14 protein-coding genes are annotated in these 15364 nt (G+C 34.4%); 1 reads left to right on the top strand and 13 read right to left on the bottom strand.

All coding sequences use genetic code 11. The features are described from left to right. The first annotated feature begins 1 nt into the window (after position 1). Positions 2-2755 carry a penicillin-binding protein 1A gene (locus GHD00_RS07975; RefSeq protein ID WP_163537626.1) on the top strand — a complete coding sequence of 918 codons (2754 nt, stop codon included), beginning with the start codon at positions 2-4 and terminating at the stop codon, positions 2753-2755. 15 nt (positions 2756-2770) lie between these two features. On the opposite strand, the gene nth is transcribed toward GHD00_RS07975, so the two are convergent. The 13 genes from nth to bshA form a co-directional block, all read right to left on the bottom strand. Further along, positions 2771-3427, bottom strand: a complete 657-nt coding sequence (gene nth / locus GHD00_RS07980) for an endonuclease III (RefSeq protein WP_163537627.1) — start codon at positions 3425-3427, stop codon at positions 2771-2773. A 12-nt stretch (positions 3428-3439) separates the two neighbouring features. After that, positions 3440-4117: a DnaD domain-containing protein gene (locus tag GHD00_RS07985; protein WP_163537628.1), complete on the bottom strand. Its 678-nt coding sequence runs from the start codon at positions 4115-4117 to the stop codon at positions 3440-3442. A gap of 187 nt (positions 4118-4304) precedes the next feature. Continuing rightward, positions 4305-5486 carry a pyridoxal phosphate-dependent aminotransferase gene (locus tag GHD00_RS07990; protein WP_163537629.1) on the bottom strand — a complete coding sequence of 394 codons (1182 nt, stop codon included), beginning with the start codon at positions 5484-5486 and terminating at the stop codon, positions 4305-4307. A 4-nt stretch (positions 5487-5490) separates the two neighbouring features. Continuing rightward, positions 5491-6030 (bottom strand): hypothetical protein, encoded by a 540-nt coding sequence (locus GHD00_RS07995; protein ID WP_163537630.1) that lies wholly within the window; start codon positions 6028-6030, stop codon positions 5491-5493. After that, a complete protein-coding gene (locus GHD00_RS08000) occupies positions 5996-6169 on the bottom strand; it encodes a YpmA family protein (RefSeq protein WP_163537631.1) in 174 nt (57 codons plus the stop codon). The genes GHD00_RS07995 and GHD00_RS08000 overlap by 35 nt, the downstream gene beginning before the upstream one ends. 116 nt (positions 6170-6285) lie before the next feature. Next, positions 6286-7074 carry a ComEC/Rec2 family competence protein gene (locus GHD00_RS08005; protein ID WP_163537632.1) on the bottom strand — a complete coding sequence of 263 codons (789 nt, stop codon included), beginning with the start codon at positions 7072-7074 and terminating at the stop codon, positions 6286-6288. A 66-nt stretch (positions 7075-7140) separates the two neighbouring features. Continuing rightward, entirely contained in the window at positions 7141-9882 is a 2742-nt protein-coding gene (dinG, locus tag GHD00_RS08010; RefSeq protein ID WP_163537633.1) for an ATP-dependent DNA helicase DinG, read from the bottom strand. Positions 9883-9957: 75 nt separating this feature from the next. Beyond that, a complete protein-coding gene (panD, locus tag GHD00_RS08015; RefSeq protein ID WP_163537634.1) occupies positions 9958-10341 on the bottom strand; it encodes an aspartate 1-decarboxylase in 384 nt (127 codons plus the stop codon). An 11-nt stretch (positions 10342-10352) separates the two neighbouring features. Further along, the gene (panC, locus tag GHD00_RS08020; RefSeq protein ID WP_163537635.1) at positions 10353-11225 is read right to left on the bottom strand and encodes a pantoate--beta-alanine ligase; all 873 of its coding nucleotides are present in this window, start codon (positions 11223-11225) and stop codon (positions 10353-10355) included. A 5-nt stretch (positions 11226-11230) separates the two neighbouring features. Then, the gene (panB, locus tag GHD00_RS08025) at positions 11231-12067 is read right to left on the bottom strand and encodes a 3-methyl-2-oxobutanoate hydroxymethyltransferase (protein ID WP_163537636.1); all 837 of its coding nucleotides are present in this window, start codon (positions 12065-12067) and stop codon (positions 11231-11233) included. 12 nt (positions 12068-12079) lie between these two features. Beyond that, a complete protein-coding gene (locus GHD00_RS08030; RefSeq protein ID WP_163537637.1) occupies positions 12080-13057 on the bottom strand; it encodes a biotin--[acetyl-CoA-carboxylase] ligase in 978 nt (325 codons plus the stop codon). Further along, complete coding sequence (locus GHD00_RS08035) at positions 13038-14228, bottom strand: CCA tRNA nucleotidyltransferase (protein WP_163537638.1); 1191 nt, start codon at positions 14226-14228, stop codon at positions 13038-13040. Before GHD00_RS08035 ends, GHD00_RS08030 begins: the two co-directional genes overlap by 20 nt. After that, positions 14221-15354, bottom strand: coding sequence for an N-acetyl-alpha-D-glucosaminyl L-malate synthase BshA (gene bshA, locus GHD00_RS08040; RefSeq protein WP_163537639.1), 1134 nt, complete (start codon positions 15352-15354; stop codon positions 14221-14223). Before bshA ends, GHD00_RS08035 begins: the two co-directional genes overlap by 8 nt. Between the last annotated feature and the right edge of the window lie 10 nt (positions 15355-15364).

Here is a 15364-nt window from a genome sequence, read left to right on the forward strand (position 1 = left end):
GATGGCGAACAACGGCCAAACAAGAATGGAAAGAAGACAACATCGAAAAAACAATATAAAACAAAAGAACTCAGTATGGAAAAAGATTTTAAAGCTTCTCATATTGGCAGTCTTATTAATTGGAATAGGGGTTGGTGCCCTTTTCAGTTATTACATTGCTTCAGCTCCCGATTTAGATGCAACATTATTATCTGATCCTGCTTCTACCGAAATTCTAGATATTAATGAAGAAGTTTTTGCAACATTAGGTGCCGAAAAAAGAACCAAAATTGATAATAATGACATTCCCGAAGTATTAAGAAATGCTATCATTGCAACAGAGGACGCTCGATTTTATGATCATATAGGAATTGACTTTAGAAGAATTGGTGCAGCTGTTATCGCTAATTTTAGAGATGGGTTTGGTTCCCAAGGAGCAAGTACTATTACACAACAAGTTGTGAAAGGCTCTTTTTTATCTAATGACAAAAACTTAAAAAGAAAAGTTCAAGAACAGTGGCTTGCCCTTAAATTAGATCGAAACTATTCAAAAGAAGAAATTTTAGAGATGTATGTAAACAAAATATATTACGGAGCAGGTGCCTACGGAGTTGCTACTGCTGCTGAAGTCTATTTTGGGAAGGAAGATTTGGATAACTTAACATTAGCTGAAGCAGCCATTCTTGCTGGGTTACCACAACGACCTACTGCTTATGATCCTTTTGTGGATCCTGAATTAACAGACGAGAGAAAAAATACAGTACTAGACTTGATGGTACATCATAATAAAATTAGTCAAGATCAAGCAGAAGAGGCAAAGAATATATCTGTAAGTTCCTTGATTGTTAAGAAGAAAACTGATTTTGTTAGGTATGAAGGATTTATTCAACAGGTTCGTAAAGAAGTAATGGAGAAAACAGGTGCAGATATTTATAAAGATAGTTTAAAAGTTTACACAACGCTAGATCCTGATGCACAAGAACGTGTCGAATTTTTACTAAGTAACCGTGAAGACAATCCGATTGATTATAGTTCAGATGAGGAAATGCAAGTAGGTGTTACCGTATTAGACACACAAACTGGCGCCATTCGTGCTATAGGTGGCGGCAGAAATCGAGAAAATGATGGATGGAACTATGCAATTGATGGGAATGGTCGCCAGCCTGGTTCTACTATGAAACCTATCGTTGCTTATGGGCCAGCAATTGAGCACTTACAATGGTCTACCTATCACCAACTGAACGATGATAAACCCTACCCAATTGGAGGGACTTCTAAGGTTATTGAAAACTGGAACCAGAGTTATCAAGGATGGATGACAGCTAGATATGCTTTAAAAAAATCTCTAAACGTACCTGCTGTTAAAACATTGGAAGAAGTTGGATATTCTAAAGCGAAAAAATTTGCAGAAGGATTAGGTATTTCATTTGCTGATGATCAGATAACGATTGGGGATGCAATTGGCGGTACTGCTACTGGTGTGACTCCACTCCAAATGGCAGGAGCATATGCTGCATTTGGAAATGAGGGAATGTATCATGAACCCTATTCTGTTCTGCGTATAGAATATCCTGATAATAGAACAGAAGAACTTCAATCAGAACCTGTTGTAGCGATGTCTGATTATACAGCATATATGATAACAGATATGCTTAAGTCCGTTGTAAGCAGTTCTGGTACAGGAGCTAGAGCAAATGTCAATGGACTTCCATTGGTAGGTAAAACCGGGACAACAAATGTAGAAGGAAAAGATGGCAGTCCTGATTCGTGGTTTACAGGATATACAACCAATTATACTGTTTCCGTATGGACAGGTTATGATCAAGATCAAAAAATCATTAACAATACGAAGACTGCTCTCGACATCTTTAGAGAAACCATACAAGATATTTCTACTGATGAGGAGACGAATGATTTTGTACAACCTGACAGCGTAGTGGAAGTTTCGGTAGAGAAAGGTTCCAATCCAGCTAAAAGGCCAAGTGAATACACACCGAACTCTGAAATTATAACAGAGCTATTTGTTAAAGGAACAGAACCAGATCAAGTATCTGAAAAATTTGATCAGCTGGAACCAGTTCAAAACTTGGAGGCAGAATATAACGAAGATAATGAAGAAATAGTCGTAGAATGGGAACATGAAGAAGAAGACATCCAATTTGATGTATCTGCTGGAACAAATGGATCGCTAAATCATTTAACAACAACAGACAAAAGAATAGTAGAAATATCAAACGTTGAAAAAGGAGAAACGTATACCATAGAAGTCATTGCAATTAATGAAAACCAAGAAAGCGAACCCGTATCAACAACTATAGAAATTCAAGAGGAAGAAGAAAGAGAATTACCGGCCGTAGAACAACTTCATCAAACATTTGACCCTGTAAATCGATCTGCGTTAGTTAGTTGGAGTTATAGCGAGAATGGCCCTATCGAATTTAATGTAGAGATCGAAGAAGCAGGAAGCACTGTAGATCAATTAACGACTAATAAGACTTCAGTCAATTTAACTCAATTACAACCAAATACAACGTATACGATTCATGTGACTCCAACTCTAAAAAATGAAGATATTCAAGGCCCATCGTCAACCATTCAATTATCAACCGAAGGACTAGAAAATAGTGAAGGTGACAATACGGATGAAGGCGATCAGGAAGAGCAACAAAATGATCCACAACAAGATGGTGAACAGCAAAATGATGATGACGATGAAACAGAAGATACGGAAGAAAACAATCCAGTAGAACAGCAGATAGAAGATACAGTTGAGTAATAAAAAAAGCAGCACTTATAAAGTGCTGCTTTTCTTTATTCTCTTTTTTCCTTCTCTGCAGATATCTAATAAGGGACAAATTTCGCATTGTGGCGCTTTTGCTTTGCAATGGTATCTTCCAAAAAAAATAAAGCGATGATGTGTATTACTCCACTCTTCCTTTGGTATTTTATGCATTAAAGTTTTCTCAACCTCTAATACACTATCCTTCCAGCGACAAATCCCTAATCTTTTTGATACTCTTTCAACATGTGTGTCAACAGCAATAGCAGGTTCATGAAATGCTACAGATGCTACAACATTAGCTGTTTTACGCCCTACTCCTGCTAATTTTTCTAATTCCTGTTTTGTAACAGGAACTTGCCCATCATATTCTTCAATTAACGTCTGACACATTTTACGAATATTTTTTGATTTATTTCGATATAATCCAATAGAACGAATGTCTTGTTGTAATTCTTCCAGCGGTACATTAATATAGTCTTCTGGAGCTTTATATTTTTGAAATAAATCTTTTGTCACCTTATTAACAAGATTGTCTGTACATTGGGCAGATAATACAACAGCGACTAAAAGCTCAAACGGATTATCATGATTTAATTCACACTCTGCACGCGGAAACATTTTTTCCATCTCTTCCATCACTGTATCGATTTGTTTTTTAGTTAACATCTACATCCCCCCTTACTCCTCTAACCAATTATAATATAATGATTTATCGTATGGATTGTTTTGCTTTACTTCACTTTTCGTTTTGGAACGATGAAAAGATTTACTTGTTTGCTTTGCTTCAACGGCAGAATGAATCCCCTTCTTTTTCCATTCTATTAATATTCGGTCAATATATTTTAAATTAAGTTTACTCATTAATACCGCTTCACGTAAAGCGGCATATATCAAGGAAATCTCATGGTTTTCTTCATCAATCCAATTGTTTATTAGCTCTATTTCAAAAGGAGATAAAGGTCTTCCAAATTCCCTTTCAAACCTCTGAAAAATCTCCCCTATTTCTTTATCTTCAGTAAATTCCTCCACTTCGTTATCTTCTTCAAAAAGTTTGACCCATAATGGTTCTAATGAGTATGCTTCCTGTATTCGCTCGTTATTTTGATCTTCTTCAATAGACAAATAACCTTGTTGAATTAATTGTCTTAATATCTGTGTACATTCTTCTTTATCCATTGTCACATGCTCAGCCAACTCCTCAGGGGTCGGAAAATCATTCCCTTTACTTTGAGAAGCATGAATCTGTAAAATGAGCGCTAATTGTTTCTCATTCAGATTGATATCCGTATATCTCTCCATTAAAATAGAAGGAATGGATAGCTGCTGGTGTAACATTTGTTGTATGTTAAATTCCATAATATAAACGCACCTCTATTCCATCTCTATTTTAGTATAAAAAATCCCTTTAATCCAATTAGGCTTTCTTTTAAACAAAAAAAGGATAATCCTTTGCAAAAACAAAGCAAAGGATTATCTAATATCGCATATAAAGCCGAATAAACTAAACAAAAGTGCTCTTATTCGTACCATATTTTCGGAATCACTATTGATGTTTTTCAACAAATCGCTTAATACGCTTTGCTGCTTCTTCAAGCTGATCCAATGATATAGCATACGATAATCGAACGTTTTCAGGAGCTCCAAATCCCGTACCTGGTACTAAAGCTACTTTCTCTTCTTCTAATAGTGCGGTAACCCATTCATCAACACTATCGAAACCGTTCATTTCAACTGCTTTACTTACATTGGGGAATAAATAAAAAGCTCCTTTAGGTTTAACACATTCTACTCCAGGTATATCTAATAACCATTCATATAGCTTTTCCAGTCTTTCACTGAAAGCCTCTTTCATTTCGGTTACTTTTTCTTGAGATTGTGTGTAAGCTGCTTCTGCCGCAACTTGTGCAATAGAAGTAGGATTGGATGTCGAATGGGACGCTAAATTTGTCATTGCTTTTATAATTTGTTGATTCCCAACAGCATATCCAATTCTCCAACCAGTCATAGAATGTGACTTAGAAACCCCGTTAACAATAATAGTGCTTTCTTTTAAATCATTAGAAATTTCTGCTATGGAAATATGTTCAGTAGAAGTATATGTCAATTTTTCGTAAATTTCATCGGAAACAATGAAAATATTATGTTTTAAACAAATCTTTCCTAAAGCTTCTAACTCCTCTTTGTCATACATAACACCAGTTGGGTTACTAGGTGAATTAATAATGACGGCTTTTGTTTTATCTGTAATAGCTTCTTCAAGCTGCTCAGGCGTTAATTTAAATTCATTTTCTTCCTTTGCTTTTACAACGACCGGTTTCCCTTCCGCCAATTTAACTTGTTCTGGATAACTAACCCAATATGGAGCAGGTATGATGACTTCATCCCCTTTATTTAATAAAACTTGAAATAAGGTAAATAAAGCATGTTTAGCTCCTGATGTAACAATCACTTGTTCTGGACCATATTCTAAACCATGGTCTTTTTTCATTTTATTTGAGATAGCATCTTTTAATTCAACAGTACCGCCAGATGGCGTATACTTCGTAAATCCAGCATACATTGCTTTAGCTGCAGCTTCTAAAATATGTTCTGGTGTATTAAAGTCCGGTTCTCCTGCTCCAAGACCAATAACATCATGACCTTCTTGTTTTAATGCTTTCGCTTTTGCTGTTATAGCTAAAGTTGAAGATGGAGTTAATGTTTGAACTCTATTTGCTAATTCCATTATATTAATCACCTTTCTCGTCATATGATGGTTTTAATGTTAATCGATAGCTAGACTTATCCTCTAGCAAAACATGTTCATATACAAGTCGTTCTGAGCTGTTTAAGTATTTAATTTCTAATAGTGGATAATCATTCATAATACCAACGGTTGCTCCTAATAATTGGCATGATGAGCATTTTTCTTTCCAATCGTTAAGTATTTCCTTTTCCGTAAAATAGGCATCTGACTCATAAGTTTGATATACCCACCCTTGATTTTCATCCTCGTGAACGAAAACTAGCACTTCTTCTTCCTGTGTTTCTGCTTTTAACACATAGTATAAAGTACCCCCATGATAGCGTTCTATATTATGTATTTGAACAACATCTGTTTCTTGTAAAACATAGCTCTTCACTTGATCAAAATAACTGGTTTTTGTGTGCATAATATCTTTGTAAATTTTCACTCCGAAAAAAATCATAATGATGGATAGCAATAATAATATGCTTATCAGCCATATGCGGGTTTTATGTTCTATAAATAGTAAAAATTGCTTTTTCATGATTATCCTCATTTAACGTTAATCCGAACATTAAATCATCCTCTTTCAAGGTTCGATTTAGATTATCCACTATTTTATATAGATCATCACTGTAGTTTATTTGTACAGTTGATAATGTAGTAATGTTAGATTGACTCAATTCAACACCTCCAACTTTTAGATGGATAACCTTCCTTATTTATTTTGATGTAAATAGCGGGAATTTTCAACTATAAACTGGTCAATCTTGAAAAAATCCTAAATTAAATGGAAGGATTATGATAAAATTTCATAATCCTTCTCGGTAATTCTCACAAAGACGGTACCTGTTTGTTTAAGAAAGTACACATCAATCCATGTTGCATTTAATCTTTCGACAAGTTCTTCATTTATCGGATCCTTTTGGCTATGGAAAATGATACTCATATATGGATCTATATGTTCAAGGAAATGTTGAGTGGGAGAAAATCCATTGCCAAAACCAGCTATCTTAAGAATGTCTACTTGTAAATCAATCGACAATAATTTCTTTTCAACCGAAGTGTTTTTGTTGTTTAAAAATAGAATGGTTTCATCTCCGTATGTTAGTAAAAAGGAAATATCCCCTTCTTGACTTTGATCAATTGGTTCAATGGTTAAATTTTCCCATACAGTAATGTTTTTTTCAAGTGTCCAGTTGGTTACTGTCACATCATGTGGTGTATCGATAGAAGCATGGTTAGGTAACAATATTTCTTCTACACCATAATATTTCATAAAATAGTGAACATTTCCACTATATTCCTCTGAATGATTGGTTAATATAAGCATATCTATGTGTGACACACCTAATTCTTTCATTTGATGCGCTAAATTTTTTTGACTTTTACGGGAGGCCGTATTAATTAAGATATGCTCACCCTTACTATTCGTAAGCAATGTCGCTTCTCCATGTGGGACGTTGAAAAATACAACATCTACCTCACCTGTGTTCATCGAAGGGGTAACACTTGTATATACTGGGGTTATACTGAAAATATAACAAATCCATACACATAGTAAACCAAACCATACTTTAGCTCTCATGTAAAACCCAACCTTTATGCTGATTTCATCTCCTATATAGTAGCTTAACTCAAAATAGGTACATTATCAGAGCCAATCTTCTACTTCTTTTAACAATTCCTGCATGGGTGCATACTGAATTGGAATACTTGGAATGGACTGTAAAAAGTAATCTCCATATTTTTTCGTCATCAATCTGTCATCAAATACAAAAACAACCCCTCTATCGCTTTGCTTTCTAATTAGCCTGCCAAAACCTTGTTTAAATTGTAGTACAGCTTTCGGAAGGGATAATTCCATAAACGGATTCCTACCTTTTGCTTTGAGAAAATCACTCTTTTTTTGGAAAAGTGGATTATTGGGTGATTGAAACGGTAATTTAACAATAACTAAACAAGAAAGATCTTCTCCAGGTATATCAATACCTTCCCAATAAGCATTTGTTCCTAATAAGATAGACTTTTCGAAAGACTGAAAATGTTTAATCAACCTATTCCTGCTGCCTGATGTTACCCCTTGACCTATCACTAAATATTCGGATAATTCTTCTTGTTCTTTTAGAATATAATAGCAATTTCTAAGCATTTCATATGAAGTAAATAGTACGAGAATTTTCCCTTTTAATTGAAATGCTAAAGACAAAATGCTTTCACAAATGGCATATATAAACCAATCATTATTAGGGTAGGAAATTTTAGGTAAATCATTAGGAATCATTAATTTTACATTTTGTTCATATGGGAAATGGTTATCCATCTTATAACATTCTATCTCATCTGTTTCAATCCCTAATTGTTTTATTATATACTGAAATGAATTGTTCATCGTTAAGGTAGCACTCATTAATATGACACTTTCTTTAGTATCAAATAAGTATTTTTTTAATTGTTCGTTTACCGAAAAAGGTTCATGGTATAGATAAACAGCATTCTCTGCACCATATTGATCAATTTCTAGCCATGTAATGGCTTGAGGGTCTGATTGAAGCAGTAATGACCTTAAATCTAACGATAATTGTCTTATTTCAACATAAACTCCCTCAAGTTGATTTTGCAAAAATTTATTCTTATTAATTTCTAAGACCTTAGAAATGCTCAAAATTAGTTGATCAAGAATTAAGATTACTCGTCTTGTCATATCTTTAATTGTAATAATTTGTGCATCGTTTTGTTGGCTGTCCCAAACTTTCTGAAGCCTGCCAATATCATTTAATGACCGATTTTGAACAGAATCACGTCGAACATAATGAAATAATTGACGAAACATCTGATCCAACTCAAATTTCATATCTGCTAACTTTTTGTGACCATTCTCTAGCATAGGTTCATCTAATTCTTTTTCGCTTTGTAAAAATAAAAATAACTTTTCTAATCGTTGTAAAAAAGCAGTGCATTGAAAGTAACTAATCGACCTGCCTAAAAAATTAGTTGCGACAGACTCCAAATGATGCGCTTCATCTATAATTAACTTACTGTAAGAAGGGAGTACTTTGTTTTCATTTATCATATCCATACATAATAATGCGTGATTGGTCACAATAATTTGGGATTGACTAGCTTTTTTCTTCATTCGTTGATAAAAACAATATTCAACCCAAGTTGGGGCTGTATATTCTTGATCCACAACAAGTTGCTGCATCATTTGCTGATCCTTTAATGGTAATTGAATCTCATCTAGGTCCCCAGTATTCGTTTCCGTTAACCAGACTAAAATCATTGCTTTTAGTAGTGTATGGTGATAGCCAGATTGTGTCTCATCTTTAAGATATTGTTCAAATTTAGCTAAGCTTAAGTAATGATTTTTCCCCTTTACAATCGTAGCGGTTATCGGTTTACTAAAAAAACGGTTCAATTTCTTAATATCATTAAATAATAGCTGTTCTTGTAAATTTGTACTAGCTGTGCTAATGACAATTGGACGCTGTGATCCTATCACCTCATATATTACAGGAATTAAATAGGCAATAGTTTTACCTATACCTGTTTCTGCTTCTATCATCGCATGTTTATGTAAACGAAAATGGTCATAAATCTTTTCACTAATAGCTTGTTGCGCTTTTCTTCGTTCATAAGTGCGGAACATTTGGGAAAGGTAACCATTTGATTGATAAAATTGTTCGATATAATCTTGAAATGGCATATGTAACATCGATGAGTGAAAATGTTTTTCTGTCTCGTCCAGTTTTTTAATCATAATACCACGATGATACTGTAAGTCATTTCTTTTCTCTTTTATTTTTAATAATGGTATTAATTGAGAAAAGTCCGATTTTAAATGCTCAGAAAGTGGCATTAATGTTTCTATTACTTCTTTTGATAAACTTTGCCATTTTTTTAATATTAATAAAAATAAATCTGCCGTAACAAGTGCATCAGCAATAGCACGATGAGGATCTTCGTGACTAAGCATGAGATAGTCAGCAATGTCACTTAATTTATAGCTAGGAGCTTTTGGGAAGAAAATTCTAGCTAATTCAACAGTGTCAATAACTGGTGGATTTATTTTATCTTTTCCAATGCGCTCTAATTCTTCATTTAAAAAATTTAAATCGAAGGTAATATTATGCGCTACAATGACTGCGTCTTGTAAAATAGGTAAAAACTCGTTCGTTAACTCTTTTAATGTTGGTTCATTCTCTACATCTTTATTTTGAATGGATGTTAATTGAGATATAAATTCAGGAATACGCTGCTCAGGATTAACTAACCTGCTATATTGTTTCGTAATCTGGTGGTTTTGGATGACTACAAGCCCTATTTCGATAATTCGATCCCCTTTTTTCGGAGCATGACCTGTCGTTTCTATATCTATAATGACATACTTGTCCACTTTTTCACCCCCTGTTATATATGAGGCTTACTATATAAAGAAAACTCTTATCAACAGATTGATAAGAGTGTCGAATTAATAAGTTGATAATGGTGGTTCTTGTTCTAAAATTTGCTTTACGTTATTATCTTCATCCATAATGGCTACTTTTGGTTTAAAATTTACCAGTTCTTCATCTGATACCATTGCATAAGAAACAACGATAATAACATCTTCTGGTTGAACCAATCGAGCTGCAGCACCATTAAGACAAAAAACTTTGCTATTTCTCTTGCCGGGAATAACATATGTTTCCAACCTCGCGCCATTATTATTATTTACAATTTGAACTTTTTCATGTGGAAGAATGCCTACCTTTTCTAAAATAGCTTCATCAATCGTAATACTTCCTACATAATTTAAATTTGCTTCTGTTACTCTTGCACGATGAATTTTAGACTTCATCATAGTACGTAACATATGATTTCCCCCTAAAAATAAGCTTCAGGTATATTTCCATTTTTATCTAATATTATATTATCAATAAGCCTTGCACCTTCAAAATGAACAGCAACAGCAATAATTATTTGTTGATTAATTTCATCAACACGCTCTAATTCCGGGTATGATAATAATTCTACATATTCAATGCTACCATCTGTGTTTTGTTTAATAAATTTAGTAACTTCCTCTATTATCATAACAGGATTTTTATTTCCGTCAATAATAAAATGTTGCGCTTGTTGGAGCGCTTTAAAAATATGAGCTGCTTGGTTCCTTTCGCTCTTTGATAAGTACACATTACGACTACTTTTCGCTAAACCACTGCTCTCTCGCACAGTAGGCACTGGGATAATGGATAATGGAAAATTAAAATCATCCACCATACCTTGTACAACGGCAACTTGTTGGGCATCCTTTAGTCCAAAATAAGCATAATCTGCACGCGTAATATGAAACAATTTAACAAGAACAGTAGCTACACCATCAAAATGACCAGGTCTATTTTTCCCGCATAGTACATCTGTTCTTCGTTTCACTGTTAATTCTATATTTGTTTTTTGGGGGTACATATCATGCACATCAGGGAGAAATAAGTAATCAACACCATGTTCTTGTGCTACAGCCGTGTCGTGTTGTTCATCTCTTGGATATCGATCAAAGTCTTCATTCGGGCCAAATTGTAGTGGATTAACGAATATACTCACAACAACATAATCTGCTTCTTTTTTACATTGATCGATTAGACTGGTATGACCTTCATGTAAATACCCCATAGTCGGAACAAATCCAATTGTTTTACCTGATTTCTTTAGTTCAGATGCAATCCCTTCCATATCTGTTATATTCCTTACTATTTGCATCTATATTACTCCTCCAATTTCAACTCTTTTGCAACAGATTCCTCCAAAGAAAAACTATGTGATGCTTCTGGAAAAGAGCCAGATTTCACTTCGTTTGTATATTCTACTAATGCATTAGAAACAAGATTGTTTAAATCACTATAGGATTTCACAAACGACGGTGTGAAATTAACTCCATATTGTAAAATATCGTGATAAACTAATACTTGTCCATCACAGCCTTTACCAGCACCTATACCAATGGTAGATATGTCTAATTTATTAGTTATATATTCTGCTAACTTATCTGGGACACACTCTAATACAACACTAACCGCACCACTTTTTTCCAACTTATAGGCATCTTCAATAAGTTTCATAGCAGTTTCTTTATCTTTTCCTTGAATACGATAACCACCTAGAACGTGCACAGATTGGGGTGTTAAGCCTAAATGGCCTACAACCGGAACTCCAGCATCCGTTAAGCGCTTCACAAGCTCAAGTGTAATATCTGATGCTCCTTCTACTTTGATTGATTGAGCATTTGTTTGTTGTATCATAAGTTGCGCCGTTTTCATCGCATCTTCTAATGAAATATGATAAGACATAAACGGCATATCTACTACAACAAATGTTTCTTTTGCTCCCCGAGTAACAGCTTTTGCATGATGAATCATATCATCAACGGTAACTTCAATAGTAGAATCATACCCTAATACAACGTTTCCTAATGAGTCTCCTACTAGTATCATATCTACCTTTGCTTTTTCAGCTAATTTAGCACTTGGATAGTCATATGCTGTTAACATCGCTATTTTTTCACCTTGTTTTTTCATTTGCTTTAACTTAACGGTATTTAACATAAATATTTCCCCTTACCAATTAATTTCTGCACTATATACCCTAACAAGCTCTTCCTCATCACTAAAAACCAATAACGCTCCGTCTTCTGTTATACCTTTTATCGTAGCATCAAAAGACTGATTGGACATGGTGATATGAACCTTTTCATTTAATTTATATGCATTTTTGGTCCATTTTTGTTTAATTTGAGAAAAACCATTATCCATATATGTTTTATAAGCTTTTTCAAAGTTATCTAAAATAGCTGTAATTAACTGCTTTCTATCCCACTGTTCACCTGTTTCCATCCGAATGGAAGTTGCCTGATGCAATAATTCTTCAGAAAAACTATGAGCGTCTTGGTTAACATTCATTCCGATACCAATAACCATATACTGAATTCCATCTAATTCTGCTTGCATTTCGGTTAAAATACCACAACATTTTTTACCATTTATAAAAAGGTCATTAGGCCATTTTATTTGAACATTCAAATTTGTCAAAGTGTTTAATGTATCAACAAGTGTAACAGCAGTAAATAAGGTCATCTGTGAGGCATTATACGGAGCCAATTTAGGTCTTAAAATAATACTCATCCAAATGCCATCTGAATGATTGGATTCCCATTTTCTATTTAACCTTCCACGACCAGATGTTTGATTATTGGTGATAACGACTGTTCCGTGTGGTGCATCGTCTTGAGCCAACTGGTGAGCTAAAGTCTGCGTTGATCCTAGCTCTTCCTTATATATAAGATTCTTACCCAACCATTTCGTGTGCAAGTCCCATTGTAATGAACTCTCACTAAGGTGTGATGGTGTCTGTATTAACTTATATCCTTTTTTATGCACTGTTTCAAACTGATATCCATCTTTCTTTAGTTCATTTATGTGTTTCCAAACCGCAGTCCTAGAAATATTTAATATTTTGGATAATTCTGGGCCTGAAATATACTCTTGATCCATTGTGGATAAATATTCAATTAACTGATTACGTGAAGAATGCTTCATTTTTTAACCACTCTCTAATTTTTACTTTGTTATTCGTTACTTGTCGTTCTATGACCGCTCGTTCCACTTGTTGCAAGTATTTTGCTATCCAAGGCCCTTTAGGTTTGTCAGGAAATAATGATAGTAGATCATTTCCGGTGATAGCCAACTCCTGTCGATCTTGAATAGGTAATCGTTCTTTCTCCATTCGCAACTGATCTAAATCAAGCTGATCCTTTATATATATACCATATAGTTTTACAAAGTCTGGCAATAGATATGTGGGTGTTTGGTAGATAGTCCATGTTGATTGATTCGGATATTGTTTTACAGAGTCACTTAAAATCATTGCTTCATTTTTTGTCTTATTAGATAATTTCCACGCTTTTATCCAATTTTGAATCGTAATGGATGGTTGGAAAAGGTGGTATAAAGCAATAAAGGAAGCCATGTTAGGTAATGATTCCCTTTGATTTCTCAAATGTTCTTGAATTATTGTGTCTGTACGAATAATTGGTAAATACTTATATAATTCTGTTCGAAAGAGCATATCTAAGCTATATCCTAAAGATTGACCAGCAAGGGTCTTTTCCCACTCCACCGATATACGTTCTATAGCTATATGCTGTAACAGGGAAGCATGTTGATCTATGGCTTTCTGTGTTTGCGTTTCTATGTAAAAGCCTAATTGACTAGCAAAACGAATAGCACGCATCATGCGTAACGGGTCTTCTTGAAATCTGAGATTAGGGTCCCCTACAGTTCGAATAACACTTTGTGATAAGTCGTGTTGCCCTTGATAAAAATCAACCAATTGTAATTGTTTGTTCATTGCCATTGCATTAATCGTAAAATCTCTTCTCGATAAATCACCTTCAAGATTTCCGATAAACTCTACTTGATCAGGTCTTCGAAAGTCACTATAACCTGTTTCTGTTCTAAATGTGGTTACTTCATATGATTGGTGTTCGCAGCGGACCAAAACAGTTCCATGTTCAACCCCGACAGGTATAACCTTTTTAAAAATATTCATAACTTCTTCTGGCTTGGCAGATGTCGCAATATCGACATCGTGTACAGGTTTATTTAAAAGCATATCCCGAACAGCTCCACCTACAATATATGCTTCAAAGCCTGCCTCTTCTATTTTTTCTATCACCTGAAGTGCTGGTTGAAACAGTTTTTCAGTCATTTCCATCACCTAATACGCTGTGATATAGCTTTTCATATTGATTGAGAATTTTGTCTGAGGAAAATCTTTGTTTAGCATAGACCAACGCATTGTCCGAAAATTCCTTCCATAAAGATTCATTTTGCAGAATTTGTATCGTACGCTTAGTAAACGCTCCTATGTCCCCAACTTCTTCGATATAACCATTTTGCTCGTTTGCAATGACCTCAGGTATTCCACCAGTATTAGCTCCAATACATGGCAAACCACAAGCCATGGCTTCTAATAATACAAGGCCAAAACTTTCTTTTTCAGAAAGCAATAATTTCACATCACTAATCGAAAGTAGTTCTGGTATATTTTTCTGTTTACCAAGAAAATGCACATTAGTATCTATTCCTAACTGTTGTACAAGATTATATACTTGGCCATATTCTGGTCCATCTCCAATCAAAAGCAATCTTGAAGGTACTTCCTTATTGACTTCATAAAAGGTTTTGACAACATCTTGCACCCTTTTGACTTTTCTAAAATTAGAAATATGAATGAGAACCTTTTCGTCATTGCTTATGCCATATTTTTCTTTCACATGACAATCTGTAGATTGATGATAGTCCTTTTCATTAATAAAATTATAAATAACTTCAATTTTACGTTCCACATCTACCATTTCATAAGTTTGATTAGCAAGACTGCGAGAAACTGCTGTCACAGCATCAGAAGCTTCAATGCCAAACTGTATCATTTTCTTTAAAACTAAATCAATCCCTAAAACCGTTATATCAGTGCCATGCAATGTAGTCACAATTTTAACAGGGTGTTTGGCCATCTGCTTGGCTAAAATAGCACATATAGCATGTGGAACCGCATAATGTGCATGCATAATGTCTAATTTTTCTGTATCGATAACTTCCGCAATTTTGGTAGCTAGTGCGAGGTCATAGGGTGGATATTGAAATACCGGATAATGATTCATTTCAACTTCATGAAAGAAAATATTTGGATGAAATTTGTCTAATCTAAAAGGCACACTCGAAGTAATAAAATGTATTTCGTGCCCTTTTTCAGCTAACATTTTCCCCAACTCTGTTGCAATAATCCCAGATCCTCCAACAGAAGGATAACAAGCGATCCCAATTTTCAACATAACATTACCT

Source organism: Gracilibacillus sp. YIM 98692 (assembly GCF_010993965.1).
GTDB lineage: Bacteria > Bacillota > Bacilli > Bacillales > Amphibacillaceae > Gracilibacillus.